Source organism: Roseobacter sp. HKCCD6576-2 (assembly GCF_013179285.1).
Lineage (GTDB): Bacteria > Pseudomonadota > Alphaproteobacteria > Rhodobacterales > Rhodobacteraceae > Rhodophyticola > Rhodophyticola oceani.
Genome location: NZ_WVNW01000002.1, coordinates 639,084 through 657,811 on the forward strand (window position 1 = coordinate 639,084; position 18,728 = coordinate 657,811).

Genomic DNA, 18,728 nt, shown 5'->3' on the forward strand with positions numbered 1-18,728 from the left:
TATGCCCCTCCATTGCCATCAGCAGCACCTATACCACGAACGACGTCGTTCGACGGTCCTGCATAACAGATTGGCTCCCATTTCATCTGATCGTCCGAGCCGCGTTTCAGCCCAGGCCTAGCCTACCGACCCTTCCAGAGAGATCGCGACAAGCTGCTGTGCTTCCATGGCAAATTCCATCGGCAGAGCTTGCAGCACCTCCTTACAGAACCCGTTCACAACAAGCGCCACGGCCTCTTCTTCATCCATGCCGCGCTGACGGCAATAGAACAGCTGATCATCATCGACCTTTGAGGTGGTCGCTTCATGCTCAACCCGGGCGGAGTTGTTCTTGACCTCGATATACGGAACCGTATGCGCCCCGCATTGATCGCCAATCAAAAGGCTGTCGCACTGGGTATAGTTGCGGCCCTCTTTAGCTTTCGGATGCATCGACACCAACCCGCGATAGGTGTTCTGCGCCTTACCCGCGCTGATCCCCTTGGAGACGATCCGCGACTTGGTGTTCTTGCCCAAATGGATCATCTTGGTGCCAGTGTCGGCCTGCTGCATGTTGTTGGCAATCGCGATGGAGTAGAATTCCCCCTGGCTGCCCTCGCCGCGCAGAATGCAGGACGGGTATTTCCAAGTGATCGCGGAGCCGGTTTCGACCTGCGTCCACATCACTTTCGAGCGGTCCCCACGGCAATCGGCGCGTTTGGTGACGAAATTATAGATTCCGCCTTTGCCCTCTTCATCGCCCGGATACCAGTTCTGAACCGTCGAATACTTGATCTCCGCATCTTCCAGCGCAACCAGTTCCACAACAGCCGCATGCAACTGATGCGTGTCACGCTGCGGCGCGGTGCAGCCTTCCAAGTAGCTGACATAAGAGCCTTTATCGGCGATGATCAGTGTCCGTTCGAACTGCCCGGTATTCTCGGCATTGATCCGGAAATAGGTGCTGAGTTCCATCGGGCAGCGCACGCCCGGCGGCACATAGACAAACGACCCGTCGGAGAAGACCGCGCTGTTCAGCGTCGCAAAGAAATTGTCGGTGATCGGCACAACGGAGCCGAGATATTTCTTCACCAGCTCGGGATGTTCTTTGATCGCCTCGGAGATCGAGCAGAAGATCACGCCCGCCGCTTTCAACTCCTTCTGGAAGGTCGTGCCAACGGACACCGAGTCGAATACCGCGTCGACGGCGACTTTGCGCCCCTCGGCTGGCGCGTTCTCTGCGCCTTCGACCCCGGCCAGGATCATCTGTTCTTTCAGCGGAATGCCCAGCTTGTCATAGGTCGCCAAAAGCTTCGGATCGACCTCATCGAGCGATTTTGGCTTCTCTTCCATGCTCTTAGGCCGCGCATAGTAATACTGATCCTGATAATCGATCGGCGGATAGTGGACCATCGCCCATTCCGGCTCATCCATCTGCCTCCAGCGCTTGAACGCCTGCAGACGCCAATCCGTCATCCATTCCGGCTCTTCATTCTTTTCCGAGATCAGACGCACGATGTCTTCATCCACGCCCTTGGGCGCGTATTCCATTTCGATCTCGGTTTCCCAACCGTATTTGTATTTGCCGCCCATGGCCTGGACGGTTTCCACCGTCTCGCGGTCCACACCGTCGCGAATATCCGTGTCGAGTGCTGTCATGGGGTATCCCGTTCGTTCCTGGGGCGGTGCGCGCCGCCCTGATTTACCACTATGCCCGGGTCGCGCCGTTTCCTAAGGACATCGCCGATGGCTCTATCCTGTTACGCGACCCGCGCCCGAAACCGGGCATGGGCGTTCAACCAAGCCTCGCAAAAGCGCGAAACCTCTTCTTCGGTCGTCTCCGGTCCGAGTGAAACACGAATGGCGCTGGACGCCTCTGTCTCGTTCATCCCCATCGCACGCAGAACCGTGCTGGATTTGACCTTGCCGCTGGAACAGGCAGAGCCCGCGGAGATCGCGAAACCGGCCAGGTCCATCTGCATCACTTGCGTCTCCCCTTTCCAGCCCGGCGTCACGATGCAGGAGGTGTTTGGAAGGCGATCCGCGTCTTTCCCGACAAAAATAGTCTCTTTAGTGCCGAGGTCCAGAGTTGTTTCTAGAATATTTCTAAGTTTGGCAAGTTTTTCCCAGACCCCATTTTCAAGATCTTGTGTGGCAGCCACTGCAGCGGCCCCAAATCCAGCAATGCCAGTGATATTCTCTGTGCCGGAGCGGCGGCCCATCTCTTGCCCGCCGCCCTTGATCTGCGCCTCGACATCCAGGCCCCGGCGTAGGACCAAAGCGCCGATTCCCTTTGGCCCACCCAGCTTGTGAGCCGAGATCAGCGCCATATCGACACCCGACCAATCAAAGGCCACAGGGATTTTACCAAAGGCTTGGGTCATATCGCTGACGGCGAGCCCATCGGGCAGGTCTTGCAGGATACCCGTTTCGGAATTGGCCAGTTGTAGGACCGACCGCGCCGGGTCCTCAATCTTCACATGACCAGCGGCGTCCACGGCCAATGTATCGCTGATCCAGGCCCGCACCGCATCATGCTCAACTGCGGATCCGCGCAGATCGCGCCCGGCGCAGGCCAAGGCCGCCGCTTCCGTCGCGCTCGAGACAAACACAATATCGGCGGCCTGCGCCCCAAAGGCTTCGGCGATCTGGCCGCGCGCTGTTTCAACCACGGCCTTCGCCGCGCGCCCTTCGGCATGGACCGAAGACGGATTGCCCGAGACATCCATCGCCGCAATCATCGCCGCCCGCGCCTCAGGGCGCAGCGGCATGGTTGCGTTGTGGTCGAGATAGATACGGCTCATCGCAGATGCCCCGCCTTCTGCATGTAATTGGTAAACTTCGCAAGCAAGGCTTCCGCCACATCAAGACGAACCTTATAGGTGCCGCTGCGCTGGCATTCATCCAAACGAGGCTCTTCAGCGATACGCAGAACCGTGTCGAGCACATGACCCGTCAAAATGACATAGCGATGATTCGCGCCGGTGATCATGTTATAAACCCGACCAAAGACATTTCCGCGACGATCCAATGCTTGCTGAACGCTTGCGGTCCGGCGGTGCATGTAAAGCAGGCAATGCGCTTCGCTCATATAGCGGCGATCCGATTGATCGCTGAAGCGGGACGCAAACATCATGCCGAAGCCCGCCTGACGGAACGGGCGTGTCAAACTCCCGGCCATCCAGATCGATCATCGGGATTGACCGAGATTATCTTGGGGGCTTGGTTGATCGGCTCACTCACGCCTCATCGACCACTTCGAACAGCGTTGGCACTGCCGGGCAAGGCGTCAGCTCATTGGTCACCACATCCGACAGCCGCGTTTGATGCAGATAGACATAGACATGGGCGCTCAAACTCTCCCAAAGCCGGTTGGTCATGCTCTGCGCCCGGCTGCCCGAAATGCCCCCTGAGGCGCCCGCCCCGGTATGCATCGCACTCACCGTTTCATCGACTGCGGAAAAGATATCGACGACACGAATATGCGATGGCGGCTTCGCCAGGCGATACCCGCCCCCCGGACCACGAACAGACTCGACCAACCCCGCACGGCGCAATTTCACGAAGAGCTGCTCAAGATAGGGCAGCGAGATATCCTGTCGCTTGGAAATCTCAGCCAGCGAGGTCAGCTCTTGTTCGGGCTGCAAGGCCAAATCGGCCAAGGCCACCATTGCATAACGTCCCTTGGTGCTGAGTTTCATGTCCGCCACCTTCGCAACTGACGCAAATCACGCCAAAAGATTGACCTTTCCGAACGGGGCGCTTAACTGCCATCAACCCGTTTTGTCCGGCTCGCCCGGAGTTTAGAATTGTTCTAGGTTGCGTCAGGCGCCGCGTCAAGCCACCGCACCCCGAACACCATGAAGGAGGCATAATGCCCGAGGTCATTTTCCCCGGCCCAGAAGGTCGGCTCGAGGGTCGCTACCACCCGCAAAAGGCCAAGGACGCGCCAATCGCGATTATCCTGCATCCACATCCGCAATTTGGCGGCACGATGAACAATCGGGTGGTCTACAACCTTCATTACGCGTTCCACAATATGGGGTTCACCGTCCTCCGGTTTAACTTCCGTGGCGTGGGCCGCAGCCAAGGCGAATATGATCAGGGGATCGGCGAGCTGTCTGATGCTGCCTCCGCCCTCGACTACCTGCAGTCGATGAACCCGAACTCAAAGCATTGCTGGGTCGCGGGCTTCTCCTTTGGCGCCTGGATCGGCATGCAGCTCTTGATGCGTCGACCTGAAATCACGGGGTTCATCAGCGTCTCGCCCCCGGCGAATATGTATGATTTCAGCTTCCTCGCGCCCTGCCCCGCCTCGGGCCTGATCATCAACGGCTCTTCGGACCGCGTGGCCAAGCCGCAAGATACCCGGATCCTGGTCGACAAGCTGCATGAGCAAAAAGGCATCACCATCACCCATGAAGAGATGGAAAACGCCGGTCACTTCTTCGAAGACCCGCATATGGACCCGATGATCGAGAGCGTTCAGACCTATGTTCGCCGCCGCCTGACGGAAACCACACGCTAAAGGCCTCACGCGATGAGCAATATTGTCGATGAGCTCGCAGATAAATTGGCCAAAGACGTCATCGCGGCGGCCGAGGAATTGGATGATGATCTTCTGCCGAACCGCGTGGCGGAGGTGATCGGCGCATCGTCTCCCTCAACTGAAGAGGCGTTTCGGACCGCCGTTCGTGTTCGGATGGCCGAGGCACGCGCGCGGCGGTTTTTGGCCGAGCAACTGGCCAAGGGCCGCGCGGCCCGGCAGGGCGATTCAGAACAAACGGCCAAGCCCGTTTAGAACGCGAAGCGGAAGGTGAGTTCGAGGCCATGGGCGCGGTAGTCGGGCGTTCCAAGCCCATCATAGAATGCGCTGAGATCGTAGCTCATCCCGTCGTGCCCGGTATGGCGCAGGCCGAAGTCAAGCCGTCCGCGTGCGCCGTCCATCCCAGCGCTGCCGCCTGAGCTATCGGCATAAATCGCCGAGACCCCGCCGAGCAGCAGCGTGGTTGGGTTCAGGGCGTGCTCAAAATCTAGCCCGGCGGCCAACTCCCCCAGGCGCACGGTCTGTTCCGGGACGGTGTTGGACAAGCCGTCGGTATAAGCCTCTTGCGTGTCCTCGGTCCAGGCCAGTTCGAGGCTCGGGAACCAGGTCACTTGCGGCCGCTCAATCCGGCCCGAGACCGCCAAGGTCGCCAGCCAGCGTTCGGTCTCGAACGCATCGGTATAGGTGCCCACCGGGCTGATCTCATTGTCGGTCCGGCCATAGAGTAAGCGGCCATCAACATAGACCGGCCCCGGCCCCAAAGCGGCAGCAAAATACGGCCCCGCCAGCCAGCCGGTGCCCTCCAGACGCGCCGCGCCATCCTCGCTTTCGGCGATGTCATATTGCAGCATCACGCCCACCAGCGCCTGCTCGCTCAGCCAGGTATGCGCGCCGAGCGTGGCCAAGGCGTAGTTCAACTCGGCCTCCTCCAGCTCGCTCCAACTGGCCTCCAGCGCCGCCCAAACCGGAGCACGCCCGCCGGTCTGCAGAGAGATGGTGCCTTGGCCGCGCGTTACCTCCAGCGCCCCGGTCGCGCTCTGCCCCGTCAGAAAGCCGCGCACCGACGGCTGCGACCCAAGCAGCGCCGCACTGCGCGCGCTCATAAACTCCCGGATCAACTCCGCCGCCAAATCGGAACTGCCGAAGGCGCCGGTGACACTGGCCGCGGCGGTCGGCGTGCCAGTGACATCCTGCGCCGCCGCCTCCGCGATGCTCACAACAGCATCGGCATCGCCGGTGACGCTGAGCTCTCCGGTCCAAATCTGCGGCCCGCCGGTCAGCGCGCCAAGCGTGCCGCCGGTGATCGTCACATCCGTGCCGTCAAACCCAACCACCGGCTCGCCGAAATCGATGGTGATCGTGGCCGAGACCGGGCCGGTGAACCCCTCCGGCACCCCGGTGATCACCGGCAGCGCCGCTGTCCCATCTGGCGACGGCGGGGCGAAGCCCAGGGCGAGATTGTCATTGCTCGCCGCATCCTGCGCGACGCCGGCCGGGATATCCACCGCATGGGTAAAGAGCCGATCCGCCTCCGCCGTCACGACGATGCTGAAACTGGCGCAGGGGTCACTGCCGCATGTGTTGGTGAAGTCGGAGACAGCCGCGCCGGAGGCCTGGATATCGCCCAGAACGAAGCCCGCGACCGGCTCGGAGAACAAGATATCAAGCGTGTAGGGATCGCCCGGGAAGCCCGGCGCGCCAGTGATCTGCACCGTGGGCGGATCGGCATCAGCGGCGCTGCCCGCGCGGGTCTCGGCATTCGGCGTGCCGCTGGCATCAAGCACCGCGCCCGCCGCAACGGTCACGCTCACATCCTGAGTGCCCAGGATATCCAGTTCCGCCGTCCAGACCTGAGGCCCACCAGAGATCGCGCCAAGCGTGCCGCCAGTCACCGCGATGTCGCTGTTCTCAAAGCCCAACACCCGCTCACCGAAATCAAACGTCAGTGTCACCGTCTGCGGCCCGCCAAACCCGTCCGTTGGCAGCCCGATGATGCTGAGTGTCGGCGCGGTCCCATCCGGCCCGGGCGGCACGCCATTCGCCGCCACGTTGTCATTGCCCGCCAGATCGGTGGCCACATTCGGGGCGATGTTGATCGAGGGCGCGGTCGACAGGTCAATCGCGGTGACCTCAACGGTGTATTCCGACGCATTCACCGCCGCAAAAGCCCCAAGCGTCGCATTCACCGGCGTAATGTCCCCGGCCTCAAACCCCGTCACATCCTCATCCCAGGTGATCCGCGCCGTGAAGGTGTTTTCCAGATCATACCCCTCAAAGGTGATCGTCGGGGTCGGCGCGGTCAGGTCGAAATTGGCAAGTTCGAGGGGGGCGAAGGCAAGGCTGAGATTGCCCGATTCGTCATCGGTGAAGGCGCCTTCGGGGAAGCTGACGACCACCGGCCCGCCGCCGCCCTCCCCCGCGATGGTGAAGCGGCCCGCAGCAGGGTTCGACGCAAAGCCAGTTATGGAAAAGTTCGTGATCTCGCCCGGAAAACCCGCCGGTCCATCAATCCGATAGCGCCCGCCACCAGGCCGGGTAATGTCAAACGTGAAGCTCCGCCCGACCGGCCCATTGACCTGGGTGGAGGCCAAGGTGATCTCGGGCCTTGAGACAACGGCATTGGTGGTGATCGGCCCAACAGCCAAAGTGCTATTCCCGCCGAGATCGGCGGCCAAACCGGCAGGCAGGAATATGCTGGCAGGGCCATCTGCAATGGGCTCGACATCGAAGGTGTAGGTCAGGGCGTCCCCACTTAGCAGGTTCGACGCGCGGAGATTGTTCAGCGTCAAAAGCTCAATGATAAGACCAACCGGTTCGTTGAAGGTGATGGTCACCTGATCCCCAGCCAGCCCCACGGTGCTGGCCAAGCCTGAAAAGGCCCCGGTCGGGCGCTCGTCATTGGTATTCGTGGATGCGGTGTTGGACGCCGCGGTATTGGCAAGCCCGGTTGCGCCGTTGATTGCACCCGCGGCAACCCGAAACTCGAGGTCGCCCCTCCCAACGACAGTGATCGGGAACCTGTACTCCGTGTCCGACACCCGCACCGGAGCACCAGAGACCGGGTTTGATATCGTGCCGAGCCCGACCGGCGTGATGGTCAGATCGCTGGCCGCAATCGACGCGCCGTCTAGCGCCACATCTGAGGTCAATGTCACATCAAACGTGTTGTTCGTAAATGCATCCACAGCGAGAGTGAGCGTCGGCGGCGGGGTGCGGGTGTAGGTGGCGACCCCACGTGTGGCCGTGCCACGGAACGTGCCATTCCCATTGTCGGTGATCGTGCCGAAAAGGGTGTAAGAGAAAGCATGACTCTGGCCCCCAAAGTCGAACTCGGCGACACAGGTATGAAGCGTATCAAGGGCAAAAACGTCGCCCGTCACCGGCCCTCCGGCGGCGCTCGTGCAGGTTGGTGATACAAACGGACTATCCGCGCCACCAACATTAACCCTTAAGCGACCGCCGACACCTCCACGACCGATTGAAAGGCCAATCAAAGCTGCGTAAGCCGATGAGGAGCCACAGACGCCGTCCTGTCTCACGATAGTGTTCCTACTGAGGAACGACCCATCGAAGATGGCTGGACTGGACAGGGTGTCCTCCGAGCACGTGGCGTCAATGACTTGCGCCTCGACGCGGTCGGGTCCGAACACAGGCAGAAGCCCGGAGAAAACAGTCACCGCCAAAGCTGCGGCCCATACTGGTAACAGTCTCACGGGCGGCCCTCACACCTCACATAATGCTCTTGCCGAGCCTCGGGCGCGACAAAAGCCAAACAGCTAAAACACGCGAGACTTACGCAACGGCAACGAGTTAATTAACCAGACGCGCAGGCGCTCAAGCAAGCGTTAATCTGCCGATAGCGCTATCCTGTTTGTGAGACGGGATAATCCAATCGCGAAACCCTCCGCGACATCACGACGCCGGTATACATCGGTATACCCACTTCCCAGATGCAATGGTTTCCGTTAGACCGCGCGCAATCGAATGCTTCACCACATATGAGGGACACGGCAGATGTCGAAGATCAAGGTAGAGAACCCCATCGTCGAGATGGATGGCGATGAGATGACCCGGATCATCTGGGACTTCATCAAGAAGAAGCTGATCCAACCCTATCTGGATGTGGATCTGCTTTATTACGACCTGGGCATCGAAAGCCGCGATGCGACCAATGACAAGATCACCATCGATGCCGCCGAAAAGACCAAAGAGATCGGCGTCGCCGTCAAATGCGCCACTATCACGCCCGATGAGGCGCGCGTTGAAGAGTTTGGCCTGAAACAGATGTGGCGGTCGCCCAATGGCACGATCCGCAACATCCTGGGCGGCGTTGTGTTCCGCGCGCCGATCATCTGCAAAAACGTACCGCGTCTTGTGCCGGGTTGGACGCAGCCGATTGTCATCGGCCGTCACGCCTATGGCGATCAGTATCGCGCGACGGATATGAAATTCCCCGGGCCGGGCACGTTGACGATGAAATTCGTCGGCGAAGACGGCACGGTCGATGAGCGCGAAGTGTTCAAGGCGCCCTCCTCGGGCGTTTATATGGGGATGTATAACCTTGATCAGTCGATCATGGATTTCGCCCGCGCCTCGATGAACTATGGCCTGTCGCTTGGCTGGCCTGTCTATCTGTCGACCAAGAACACCATTCTGAAACAGTATGACGGTCAGTTCATGCTGCTGTTCCAGAAGGTCTATGAGGAAGAGTTCAAAGAGAAGTTCGAAGCCGCTGGCATCACCTATGAGCACCGCCTGATCGACGACATGGTAGCGGCGGCGATGAAATGGTCCGGCGGCTTTGTCTGGGCCTGTAAGAACTACGATGGCGATGTGCAATCCGACACTGTCGCGCAGGGCTTCGGCTCGCTTGGTCTGATGACCTCGCAACTGATGACGCCCGATGGGAAGATCGTGGAGGCCGAAGCGGCCCATGGCACCGTCACCCGCCACTATCGTCAGCATCAGGCGGGTAAAGAGACCTCGACCAACTCGATCGCCTCGATCTTTGCCTGGACCGGTGGCCTGAAACACCGCGCCAAGCTGGACGACAACGCGCCGTTGATGAACTTCGCCGAGACGCTGGAGAAGGTCATCGTGGATACGGTCGAGGCCGGTGACATGACCAAGGACCTCGCCCTCCTGGTCGGCCCCGATCAGAAATGGCTGACCACGATGGGCTTCTTGGAGAAGATCGACGAGAACCTGAACAAGGCGCTCGCCGGTTAAACCGGAGAGGCTTCAAGAGATCGAAGGCCGCCCGACCCAGGGCGGCCTTTTTTGATTTTAATAGCTCACCTCTATTCATCCCGATGGATTGCCCTATTGCCGCCAAGACGCGCCGCGATCCCCTAGGCCCATCTGGCGAGGCGCGACCTGCTGCGGGCAACAGGCCACTTACCGCCGCCCGCGTTTCGGCTCTCCCTGCCCGTCCCACACCCGTTTGAAAGCACTTGCCTCCATGCCCACGCATTACCTCTATCTCGCCCTCTCCATCATCGGCGAGACCATCGCAATCTCGGCCCTAAACGCGAGCGAACAATTCACCCGCCTCTGGCCGTCTCTCTTGGTTATCCTGGGCTTTGCTGGCTCGTTCTACTTCCTGACGCTTGCGCTGAAATACATGCCGGTCGGCATTACCTACGCGCAAGCGTCGGGGCTCGGCATTGTTGTGGTCGCGGCGGTTGGGCTGGTCTGGTTCGGGCCGCGGATCGATTTTGCAGCATTGGTCGGCATTGCGCTGATCATCGCGGGGATCGTGGTGATCAATGTGTTTTCCTCCACCAATGTCCACTGAGCAGCGGGCGAGAGGCACCCGCGATCACCCGAACGTCAGATGCATGTGAAGCCAGCCGGGCGCATGATTGCGCTACCCGCCGATCAAAGGAGACCCGGCCCATGCTCACCCGCCGCCATTTCTCCGCGCTCTCGGCCAGCGCGGCCCTCACCCCGATCACCGCTCTGGCCCAGACCTCAGATGAGTTCGACACGCTGTTTCGGGCGCAATACGATCTGATCTATGGCAGCCCGAGCGACTTCATCGCCGCGCTTGAGTTCATCCACACCCGTGGCAACCCTGACATGGCCGCGGGGCTGATCACGGCACTCCGTTTCACGCCGATCTCGCCCGATGCAATCGACGCCGCGCTGCAACATGTCACCGGAGAGCCCGACAGGCGCGGCTGGTTTGACTGGATGCTGTGGCAGGAGGCCAACCCACAGGTCATCCCGCATCCCAGTTTCGTTGAGGTCAAACGCACGCTCTTCCTCCAAATCGACCCGAATTTCTCGGCCTTCCTGCGCCCGGAATATCTGGAGCGCGACCGGATGCGGATCCGATTTGAGGAAATCACTTGGGGCGGCGTGCGGAAGGATGGCATCCCCTCGCTCGACAATCCCGACCTCATAACTGCCGCCGAGGCTGAGTATATGCGCCCCGACGATCTGGTCTTCGGCGTCTCGATCAATGGCGATGCGCGGGCCTATCCGCTTCGGATCATGGGCTGGCATGAGATGTTTAACGAGGTGATCGGCGGCGTCCCCGTGGCACTGGCCTATTGCACGCTCTGCGGCGCGGGCATTCTGTTCGAAACCGAAGTCGAAGCGCGGGCGGAGCCTTTCATTTTCGGCTCCTCCGGCTTTCTCTACCGCTCCAACAAACTGATGTTCGACCGCGCCACCCATTCGCTCTGGAACCAGTTCACCGGGGAGCCTGTTGTTGGCCCGCTGGTCGATAGTGGCATCCGGCTGCGAGAGCGCCCGGTGGTGATCGACACCTGGGAGGCCTGGCGCGCGGCCAATCCCGAGACGCAGATTCTCTCGCTCAACACCGGATTTTCGCGGAATTACGGCTCCGGCGTGGTCTATCGCGACTATTTCGCCTCAGACGATCTGATGTTCCCGACACTGGTCGACCAATCCGAACATCTGCAGAAAGACTATGTCTTCGGCATCCGGCAATTCGGCGGCGCGAAAGCCTGGCCGCTGGACGCATTCGCGGATCAGATGGTGCTGAACGACGGCATGCTCGACACGTCCTTGGTGCTGATCGGTGAGGCTGATCGACGGAGCGTCCGCGCCTATGAGCGTGGTGATCTGACCTTCTCCGGCGACACCGAGACGCTGACATCGAATGATGGCATGACCTGGCGCGTCACCGAAGACGCGCTGGAAGCCGATGATGGCCGCAGCCTGCCCCGCGTTGCCGGTCATATCGCCTATTGGTTCGCCTGGAACGGCTATCTCGGCGCGGAGTCGGAGCTTTACGCCCGCGACTAACTGCCTAAGCCGCCGCCGGTTGCATCACTGGCGCGAAGGGCGTGACCTGCACGTCGCGCCCGACGAAGCGCGCCATATGGCCGGGCTGTAACTCCTGCCAGCCGCTTTGATCGCTTTCCAGCGGTTCGGAAACGACCGCCCATCCCTGGCGGCTGTCGCTGAAGCGGTAATAGACCGAAGGCGCGATATGGTCGGAGGAATAGCGCAGCGCATAAAGCGCCTCCCCAGCGCTGAACGCCGCCGAGATCCGCATATACGGCCCCTGCCCCTTGGCGCGCGACATCGCCTCCAATGCACCGACAGCCTCGGCCATGGCCGCTCCCGGGGCCGTCTCCAACCCCGCCGCAAGCGCCAGCAAGAACAGAACCTCGCTATCAGTCCCGCCCTTTCTCTCATTATAGAGATCATCCGGGATCGCCATATCGGCTTGTTTGCGAAACGCCTCGAACCCGCCGATCTGTCCGTTATGCATAAAGGACCACCGCCCTTTCACGAAGGGATGGCAGTTGTTCCGACTGGTCGCGGCGCCGGTCGAGGCCCGCACATGGGCCAGGAACAGCCGCGCTTTCACCTGGGCGCAAATCGCACGAAGATTGGTGTCGGACCAGGCCGGATAGACATCGCGATAGAGCCCCGGCTCAGGCCGCGCGTCGTACCAAGCCAGCCCGAACCCGTCGCCATTGGTCTCGGTCTTGCATTCCGTGGCGTGCTGGCTTTGCTCAATCAGCGAATGACCGGGACTGGAGACGAGATCCTCCAAAAACACCGGCGCGCCCGTATAGGCGACCCATCGGCACATAGATTACTGCCCGCGATTATGCGTCTTGGCATACATATCCGCGATCATCCGGCTCGCCGTTTTTTCAAACAGACACGGGATCACCGCATGGACCGCCGCCGCGCAACTGGCCAAAAACAGTTTGCCCGAGAACCGGCCCGCAAACGCGGCGTGTTCCAGATAGCTTTCTTCCACCTGACGGGGGTGGCTCAAAAAGATACGGGTGATCATGGGCGCTCTCCTCAAACTCTGTTCGCAGGGTGATTTTGCCATGCAGTGGTTGAGATTGCTTCCCAATCTGTCGCGATTGAGGGCGTGATATTGGGATATTTTCACACTATACATCGAATCATGGAGAAACTTGATACGATAGATCGTCAGATTTTGAGCGTTCTGCAACGCGAGGCAGATATCCCGCTGGAAGAGTTGGGAACCCGCGTCGGCCTCTCACGCAATGCCTGCTGGCGCCGGGTCCGTGCGCTGGAAGCGCGGGGGATCATCACCGGGCGCGTGGCTCTGCTCGATCCCGCGAAACTGGGCCTCGGCCTGATGGTCTTCATCCAAGTCCACGCCGCGCATCACGACGCCAAATGGTTGGACAAATTCGCCCGCGCCGTTCGCGAGATGCCCGAGATCATGGGCGTTTATCGGATGACCGGTGACTTGGATTATCTGATCCGCGCGCGGGTTGCGGATGTGGCGGATTACGACCGTCTCTATCAACGGCTGATCCAGAAAGTTGATCTCAGCGATGTTTCCGCCAGCTTCGTGATGGAAGAGTTGAAAGACACCGCCGCCCTGCCACTCTGACGCATGGACGGCGCGGCCTGGGATTGCGATCAGGCGCGCTATGACGGAGCCGCATAAGACCCTATCGCACAGCCTTATCGAGGATGTTCAGGCCTTCTTTCTGGGCACCGCGCTCTGCGCGCTTGGCTTGGTGTTTCTGGCCCATATGGGCCTGATCACCGGCCAGACTGCCGGGCTCGCGGTCTTGCTCAGCTATGTCACGGGTTGGCCCATCGGCTTGCTGTTCTTCGCGGTCAACCTGCCATTTTACATCTTGGCCTGGCTGCGCCTTGGGCCACGTTTCACGATCAAAACCGCGATTGCCGTGGCGATGACCTCGATCTGGGTGGAACTCTTCCCAAGGCTGATTGCGTTTGAGCACCTAAACCCGGCATTCGGCGCACTTCTTGCGGGCGCAATAACCGGACTGGGTCTGATGGTGCTCTTCCGTCATGGCGCGTCGCTTGGCGGTATCGGCGTCTTGGGCCTCTGGCTGCAAGATCGTGTCGGGCTTCAGGCCGGATGGGTGCAACTGGGCTTCGACATCGCCCTCTTTGCCGCCGCGCTTTTTGTGCTGCCCCTGCCGCTTGTCGGCTGGTCACTGCTTGGTGCGGTGGTGGTCAACGTGATGATTGGCGTCAACCACCGCCAAGATCGGTATATCGGGCGCTAGTCGAGCGCCTCGACAATCACCAAATCCCGTTCCGACGCGCCACGCGCATGGCTGAGCGCCTCTTGATAGATGTCAGAGTGATAGCAGGTCTCCGCCGCCTCAACGCTTGGGAAGCGCGCCACTACATTGCGCGGATGGGCGCGGCCTTCCTTTTGTACGGCGCGACCGCCGCGGGCCAGAAACTCGCCACCATGGGCCGCGATCGCATCCGTCGCGAGTGCGGCATATTTCATATAGGCCACCTCATCGGTCACTGTCACATGGGCAATCCAAAACGCTCCGGGCATCTCTTACACTCCCTCTAGAACGGCTTCGGCCGCCTTGATCGCGGCGTCGGCCTTGCTTGCATCCGCGCCGCCGCCCTGGGCCATGTCCGGACGACCGCCGCCGCCCTTGCCACCCAGTTCCGGCACCGCGGCTTTCACCAGATCAACGGCGCTGATCCGGCCCGTCAGGTCATCTGTCACGCCCGCCGCGACCGCCGCTTTGCCGCCCGCATCGGCGATCAGAAGCACCGCACCAGAGCCAAGCCGCGCCTTATGTTCATCGATCAGACCCGGCAAGTCCTTACCTGTCACGCCGCTCAAAAGCTGCGCGTGGAAAGCGATCCCGTTGACGTCTTGCACCTCTGGCGCGGCCACGCCGCCGCCCGCCATCGCCAATTGCTTGCGCAGTTGCGCGACCTCATTCGACAGGCTCTTGCGTTCCTCTTGCAGGGCCGTCACCCGGTCCAGAACCTCGCTTGCGGGCGCTTTCAGCACCGAGGCAACCTCCGCCAAACGGCGCTCCTGCCCTGACAGATAGTCAAACGCCGCGGCCCCGGTCAGCGCCTCGATCCGGCGCACACCGGAACTCGACGCACTGTCACCAAGCGTGACGAACACGCCGATATCGCCGGTCTGGCGCACATGGGTGCCGCCGCAAAGCTCGATCGAATAGGTCCGGCCATCACCGCCTTTGCCCGAGCCATCCAGCATGCCCATGGAGACGACGCGGACTTCGTCGCCGTATTTCTCACCAAAGAGCGCCTGCGCGCCCAGATCGCGCGCGGCATCCGGTGTCATGATCCGCGTCTCAACCGGCGCGTTCTGCCGGATGAAGGCATTGACCTCTTCTTCCACCGCGTCCAGTTCCGCCGCCGTTAACGCCTTGGAGTGGCTGAAGTCAAACCGCAACCGGTCCGGTGCGTTCAGCGAGCCCCGCTGCGCCACATGATCGCCAAGCGCGCGGCGGAGCGCCTCGTGCAACAGATGCGTCGCGGAGTGATTGGCGCGGATCGTGTCGCGGCGCGCGTGGTCCACCTCAAGCCGAACGGCGTCGCCAACCTCAAGATGACCGCTATCCACCGTCAGATGATGCGCAAACAGGCCATCGCCGCGTTTCTGCACATCACTCACATGGCCGGTGAAGCGCATCTCCGAGGCCTCATGGGTGCCTTCGAGAATGCGGACATAGCCGTGGTCGCCCACTTGGCCGCCCGCCTCGGCATAAAATGGCGTCTGGTTGAACAAGACCCAGGCCGTGCCCCCCTCTTCGCCCAATTGGGCGATCTCTTTGCCATCCGACACAATCGACAAGACGACCCCTTCCGCCGTCTCGGTGTCATAGCCGAGGAATTCGGTCGCGCCATGGGTCTCGCTCAGATCGAACCAAATCGCGGCATCTGCGGTTTCGCCGGAGCCGGACCAGGCGGCCCGCGCCTTGGCCTTCTGTGCCTCCATTGCCGCATCAAACCCCTCGGTATCCACGGCGCGCCCTTTTTCGCGCAGCGCATCCTGGGTCAGATCCAGCGGGAAGCCATAGGTGTCATAGAGCTTGAACGCGGTCTCGCCCGGCAGGTCCGCGCCTTCCGCCAGGTCGCCCAACTCCTCGTCGAGCAGCCGCAAACCGCGATCCAGCGTGGTCCGGAACCGCTCTTCCTCCAGTTTCAGCGTTTCCGTGATCAACGCCTGCGCCCGGCCAAGTTCAGGATAGGCTTGGCCCATCTGGCTCACCAAAGCCGGCACCAGACGGTGCATCAACGGATCTTTCGTGCCCAACAAATGCGCGTGCCGCATCGCTCGGCGCATGATCCGGCGCAGCACATAGCCGCGCCCTTCATTCGACGGCATCACCCCATCGGCGATCAGAAATGACGTGGAGCGAAGATGGTCCGCGATCACCCGATGATGCACGTTTTTCGGCCCATCGGGGTCAACGGAGGTCGCATGCGCGCTCGCCTCGATCAGGCTCCGCATCAAATCCGTGTCGTAATTGTCGTGCTTGCCTTGGAGCAGCGCGCCGATCCGTTCCAGGCCCATACCGGTATCGATCGATTGCATATCGAGCGGCACCATCGAGCCATCGGCGAACTGCTCATTCTGCATAAACACGATGTTCCAGATCTCGATGAACCGGTCACCGTCTTCCTCGGGACTTCCCGGCGGGCCACCCCAGATATGATCACCATGATCGTAGAAAATCTCAGTGCAAGGGCCGCACGGACCTGTTGGCCCCATTTGCCAGAAATTGTCATGGGTCGGGATCCGGATGATCCGATCTTCCGGCACGCCAACCTTTTTCCAGATGTCGAAGGCCTCGTCATCCGTATGATACACCGTCGCCAGCAGTCGGCTCTTGTCGATGCCAAAGTCCTTGGTGATCAGTTCCCAGGCATAGGGGATCGCCTCTTCCTTGAAATAATCGCCGAAGCTGAAATTCCCCAGCATTTCAAAGAAAGTATGGTGCCGGGCGGTATAGCCGACATTATCCAGATCATTGTGCTTGCCGCCGGCGCGGACGCATTTTTGGCTTGTCGTCGCGCGGGTATAGTCGCGGTGCTCCATGCCGGTGAAGACATTCTTGAACTGCACCATCCCGGAGTTCACGAACATCAGGGTCGGGTCATTGCGCGGGACAAGCGGAGAGCTGTCGACAACCTCATGCCCGTTGCGGGCGAAATAGTCGAGGAAAGTGCTGCGAATATCGTTCAGGCTGGCCATGGCGGGCGTCTCTACTAGGGCTGGTCTGTTGGATGTAGCGAGGCGCCGGGGGACTGTCCACAGGACAATCTATGCATAGGCCAACGCCAAACGAAAAGGGCGCCGGTTTCACCGCGCCCTTTCCTGGTTCAGCGTTTTGCTGATCACACGGGCGTTTCGCCCGGGGGATGATTAATCTTCGATCATGTCCTCATCGGCACTCGCTTTGGCACTGCCGGGGGGCATGTCAAAATCCAACCCATGCGCGGCGCGGATTTTGTCTTCGATTTCCAGAGCAATGGCCGGGTTATCTTTCAGGAATTGTTTGGCATTCTCCCGACCCTGGCCAATGCGCTCATCACCATAAGAGAACCAAGAACCGGACTTCTCGACCACACCGGCCTTGTTGCCGAGATCGAGCAGCTCGCCCATTTTGGAAATGCCTTCGCCATACATGATGTCGAACTCAACCTGTTTGAACGGCGGCGCCACTTTGTTCTTAACCACTTTTACGCGGGTCGCATTGCCCACCACCTCGTCGCGATCCTTGAGTGCACCGATGCGGCGGATATCAAGCCGGACGGAGGAGTAGAATTTCAGCGCATTGCCGCCGGTCGTGGTCTCCGGGCTGCCAAACATCACGCCAATCTTCATCCTGATCTGGTTGATGAAAATCACCATGCAGTTGGACCGGCTGATCGATCCGGTCAGCTTGCGCATGGCCTGACTCATCAAGCGGGCATGAACGCCGACCGAGCTATCGCCCATGTCGCCTTCCAGTTCCGATTTCGGCGTAAGCGCTGCGACCGAGTCGACCACCACCAGATTTACCGCACCAGAGCGCACCAATGTATCGACAATCTCCAGCGCCTGTTCACCAGTGTCCGGCTGACTGATCAACAGCTCGTCCAGATCGACGCCAAGCTTCCGCGCATATTGCGGATCAAGCGCATGTTCCGCATCGACAAAGGCGCAGACGCCGCCCTTCTTTTGCTCCTCCGCGACGACGTGCAGGGTTAATGTGGTCTTGCCCGAGCTTTCCGGACCATAAATCTCAACGACCCGACCTTTCGGGAGCCCGCCAATCCCAAGCGCAATGTCGAGACCAAGCGAGCCTGTCGATGTCGCCTCGATCTCTTGGACGGCATTCTCGTCGCCGAGCTTCATAATCGAGCCCTTGCCGAACTGGCGTTCGATCTGGGCCAGGGCGCTGTCGAGCGCTTTTTGTTTATCCGCGGATTTTCGGTCGGTCATGTCCAGAAGGTTCGCCATTGCCATGAGTGTTGATCCCTTATTTCATACCGCCATGGGGGCGGCAATGATGCTCTATGTTCGCCTCTTGTTCTGCACATGGATGCGCACAAAAGAAGAACATTTCAAGTAAAATCGTGCGCGTTCCAGTCTTTCTTGAGAAGGGTTAAGGACGCGTTACCGCAAGAAACACTGATGCAAAACGACAATCTACTCTCGTTTTGGACGCAAAACTTGTGCTCTTTTTGCCCCGCCGAAAGCCGGAACGGCTGCGTTGGAGACGGCGCTTATGCCTATAGCAGCGCCGCGATTCTCGACCCAACTGGGATGAAGTGTGTTTTCATCGTCCAGCATTGCGAGACCTTGTCAGGATTCTCTGAAAACCAGGGCATCATGTGCTGGAAACTGGCCTATACAGGAGGCGTTTTTTATAGCTGAAGAGTCTGTTCAGATATCGCCGACCACCGTGATTGT

General features: G+C 60.3%; 18 protein-coding genes. 8 read left to right on the forward strand and 10 right to left on the reverse strand.

The annotated features are described in order from the left end of the window. Positions 1-117: 117 nt before the first annotated feature. From sufB to GTF44_RS10200, 4 genes are all read right to left on the reverse strand, one after another. Complete coding sequence (gene sufB / locus GTF44_RS10185) at positions 118-1,638, reverse strand: Fe-S cluster assembly protein SufB (RefSeq protein ID WP_171559630.1); 1,521 nt, start codon at positions 1,636-1,638, stop codon at positions 118-120. 101 nt (positions 1,639-1,739) lie between these two features. Continuing rightward, on the reverse strand, positions 1,740-2,783 hold the full coding sequence (locus GTF44_RS10190) for a cysteine desulfurase family protein (protein ID WP_171559628.1): 1,044 nt from the start codon (positions 2,781-2,783) through the stop codon (positions 1,740-1,742). Beyond that, positions 2,780-3,160: a hypothetical protein gene (locus tag GTF44_RS10195; RefSeq protein ID WP_171559625.1), complete on the reverse strand. Its 381-nt coding sequence runs from the start codon at positions 3,158-3,160 to the stop codon at positions 2,780-2,782. The genes GTF44_RS10190 and GTF44_RS10195 overlap by 4 nt, the downstream gene beginning before the upstream one ends. Before the next feature lie 58 nt (positions 3,161-3,218). Then, entirely contained in the window at positions 3,219-3,680 is a 462-nt protein-coding gene (locus tag GTF44_RS10200) for an Rrf2 family transcriptional regulator (RefSeq protein WP_171559622.1), read from the reverse strand. 173 nt (positions 3,681-3,853) lie between these two features. Between GTF44_RS10200 and GTF44_RS10205 the strand changes: the two genes are divergently transcribed. Both GTF44_RS10205 and GTF44_RS10210 read left to right on the forward strand, forming a co-directional pair. Beyond that, positions 3,854-4,507, forward strand: coding sequence for an alpha/beta hydrolase (locus GTF44_RS10205; protein ID WP_145208682.1), 654 nt, complete (start codon positions 3,854-3,856; stop codon positions 4,505-4,507). Positions 4,508-4,519: 12 nt separating this feature from the next. Beyond that, the gene (locus tag GTF44_RS10210; protein ID WP_145208680.1) at positions 4,520-4,780 is read left to right on the forward strand and encodes a hypothetical protein; all 261 of its coding nucleotides are present in this window, start codon (positions 4,520-4,522) and stop codon (positions 4,778-4,780) included. Here GTF44_RS10210 and GTF44_RS10215 read toward each other — a convergent pair. Then, positions 4,777-7,905: an Ig-like domain-containing protein gene (locus GTF44_RS10215; RefSeq protein ID WP_171559619.1), complete on the reverse strand. Its 3,129-nt coding sequence runs from the start codon at positions 7,903-7,905 to the stop codon at positions 4,777-4,779. The two genes, GTF44_RS10210 and GTF44_RS10215, sit on opposite strands and share 4 nt — an antisense overlap. A 634-nt stretch (positions 7,906-8,539) precedes the next feature. On the opposite strand from GTF44_RS10215, the gene GTF44_RS10220 reads away from it, so the two are divergent. The 3 genes from GTF44_RS10220 to GTF44_RS10230 all read left to right on the forward strand — a co-directional run bounded on the left by GTF44_RS10220 (position 8,540) and on the right by GTF44_RS10230 (position 11,803). Continuing rightward, positions 8,540-9,754 carry an NADP-dependent isocitrate dehydrogenase gene (locus GTF44_RS10220; RefSeq protein ID WP_171559616.1) on the forward strand — a complete coding sequence of 405 codons (1,215 nt, stop codon included), beginning with the start codon at positions 8,540-8,542 and terminating at the stop codon, positions 9,752-9,754. A 232-nt stretch (positions 9,755-9,986) separates the two neighbouring features. Beyond that, positions 9,987-10,322: a multidrug efflux SMR transporter gene (locus GTF44_RS10225; RefSeq protein WP_171559613.1), complete on the forward strand. Its 336-nt coding sequence runs from the start codon at positions 9,987-9,989 to the stop codon at positions 10,320-10,322. 101 nt (positions 10,323-10,423) lie between these two features. Further along, positions 10,424-11,803 (forward strand): DUF3179 domain-containing protein, encoded by a 1,380-nt coding sequence (locus tag GTF44_RS10230; RefSeq protein ID WP_171559611.1) that lies wholly within the window; start codon positions 10,424-10,426, stop codon positions 11,801-11,803. Between the two features lie 4 nt (positions 11,804-11,807). Here the strand turns inward: GTF44_RS10230 and GTF44_RS10235 are convergent, their stop codons facing one another. Beyond that, positions 11,808-12,602, reverse strand: coding sequence for a class II glutamine amidotransferase (locus tag GTF44_RS10235; protein WP_171559608.1), 795 nt, complete (start codon positions 12,600-12,602; stop codon positions 11,808-11,810). A gap of 3 nt (positions 12,603-12,605) precedes the next feature. Next, on the reverse strand, positions 12,606-12,812 hold the full coding sequence (locus GTF44_RS10240) for a DUF6356 family protein (protein ID WP_145208668.1): 207 nt from the start codon (positions 12,810-12,812) through the stop codon (positions 12,606-12,608). Between the two features lie 120 nt (positions 12,813-12,932). Between GTF44_RS10240 and GTF44_RS10245 the strand changes: the two genes are divergently transcribed. Together GTF44_RS10245 and GTF44_RS10250 are read left to right on the forward strand one after the other, a co-directional pair. Continuing rightward, entirely contained in the window at positions 12,933-13,391 is a 459-nt protein-coding gene (locus GTF44_RS10245) for an Lrp/AsnC family transcriptional regulator (RefSeq protein WP_145208666.1), read from the forward strand. 40 nt (positions 13,392-13,431) lie between these two features. Then, entirely contained in the window at positions 13,432-14,043 is a 612-nt protein-coding gene (locus GTF44_RS10250; RefSeq protein ID WP_171559605.1) for a YitT family protein, read from the forward strand. On the opposite strand, the gene GTF44_RS10255 is transcribed toward GTF44_RS10250, so the two are convergent. From GTF44_RS10255 to recA, 3 genes are all read right to left on the reverse strand, one after another. Beyond that, positions 14,040-14,330 (reverse strand): DUF1330 domain-containing protein, encoded by a 291-nt coding sequence (locus GTF44_RS10255; protein WP_171559603.1) that lies wholly within the window; start codon positions 14,328-14,330, stop codon positions 14,040-14,042. The genes GTF44_RS10250 and GTF44_RS10255 overlap by 4 nt on opposite strands. Before the next feature lie 3 nt (positions 14,331-14,333). Next, complete coding sequence (gene alaS, locus GTF44_RS10260; protein WP_171559600.1) at positions 14,334-17,024, reverse strand: alanine--tRNA ligase; 2,691 nt, start codon at positions 17,022-17,024, stop codon at positions 14,334-14,336. A 171-nt stretch (positions 17,025-17,195) separates the two neighbouring features. Beyond that, positions 17,196-18,281, reverse strand: coding sequence for a recombinase RecA (gene recA / locus GTF44_RS10265; protein ID WP_171559597.1), 1,086 nt, complete (start codon positions 18,279-18,281; stop codon positions 17,196-17,198). A 168-nt stretch (positions 18,282-18,449) separates the two neighbouring features. Here recA and GTF44_RS10270 point away from each other — a divergent pair, with 168 nt between their 5' ends. Next, on the forward strand, positions 18,450-18,692 hold the full coding sequence (locus tag GTF44_RS10270; RefSeq protein WP_171559594.1) for a hypothetical protein: 243 nt from the start codon (positions 18,450-18,452) through the stop codon (positions 18,690-18,692). The last annotated feature ends 36 nt before the right edge of the window (positions 18,693-18,728 follow it).

What these genes read in the sequence shown, in the direction of transcription:
- sufB (WP_171559630.1), bottom strand. Translation starts at nt 1,638, where the DNA reads ATGACAGCACTCGACACGGATATTCGCGACGGTGTGGACCGCGAGACG.
- GTF44_RS10190 (WP_171559628.1), bottom strand. Translation starts at nt 2,783, where the DNA reads ATGAGCCGTATCTATCTCGACCACAACGCAACCATGCCGCTGCGCCCT.
- GTF44_RS10195 (WP_171559625.1), bottom strand. Translation starts at nt 3,160, where the DNA reads ATGGCCGGGAGTTTGACACGCCCGTTCCGTCAGGCGGGCTTCGGCATG.
- GTF44_RS10200 (WP_171559622.1), bottom strand. Translation starts at nt 3,680, where the DNA reads ATGAAACTCAGCACCAAGGGACGTTATGCAATGGTGGCCTTGGCCGAT.
- GTF44_RS10205 (WP_145208682.1), top strand. Translation starts at nt 3,854, where the DNA reads ATGCCCGAGGTCATTTTCCCCGGCCCAGAAGGTCGGCTCGAGGGTCGC.
- GTF44_RS10210 (WP_145208680.1), top strand. Translation starts at nt 4,520, where the DNA reads ATGAGCAATATTGTCGATGAGCTCGCAGATAAATTGGCCAAAGACGTC.
- GTF44_RS10220 (WP_171559616.1), top strand. Translation starts at nt 8,540, where the DNA reads ATGTCGAAGATCAAGGTAGAGAACCCCATCGTCGAGATGGATGGCGAT.
- GTF44_RS10225 (WP_171559613.1), top strand. Translation starts at nt 9,987, where the DNA reads ATGCCCACGCATTACCTCTATCTCGCCCTCTCCATCATCGGCGAGACC.
- GTF44_RS10230 (WP_171559611.1), top strand. Translation starts at nt 10,424, where the DNA reads ATGCTCACCCGCCGCCATTTCTCCGCGCTCTCGGCCAGCGCGGCCCTC.
- GTF44_RS10235 (WP_171559608.1), bottom strand. Translation starts at nt 12,602, where the DNA reads ATGTGCCGATGGGTCGCCTATACGGGCGCGCCGGTGTTTTTGGAGGAT.
- GTF44_RS10240 (WP_145208668.1), bottom strand. Translation starts at nt 12,812, where the DNA reads ATGATCACCCGTATCTTTTTGAGCCACCCCCGTCAGGTGGAAGAAAGC.
- GTF44_RS10245 (WP_145208666.1), top strand. Translation starts at nt 12,933, where the DNA reads ATGGAGAAACTTGATACGATAGATCGTCAGATTTTGAGCGTTCTGCAA.
- GTF44_RS10250 (WP_171559605.1), top strand. Translation starts at nt 13,432, where the DNA reads ATGACGGAGCCGCATAAGACCCTATCGCACAGCCTTATCGAGGATGTT.
- GTF44_RS10255 (WP_171559603.1), bottom strand. Translation starts at nt 14,330, where the DNA reads ATGCCCGGAGCGTTTTGGATTGCCCATGTGACAGTGACCGATGAGGTG.
- alaS (WP_171559600.1), bottom strand. Translation starts at nt 17,024, where the DNA reads ATGGCCAGCCTGAACGATATTCGCAGCACTTTCCTCGACTATTTCGCC.
- recA (WP_171559597.1), bottom strand. Translation starts at nt 18,281, where the DNA reads ATGGCAATGGCGAACCTTCTGGACATGACCGACCGAAAATCCGCGGAT.
- GTF44_RS10270 (WP_171559594.1), top strand. Translation starts at nt 18,450, where the DNA reads ATGCAAAACGACAATCTACTCTCGTTTTGGACGCAAAACTTGTGCTCT.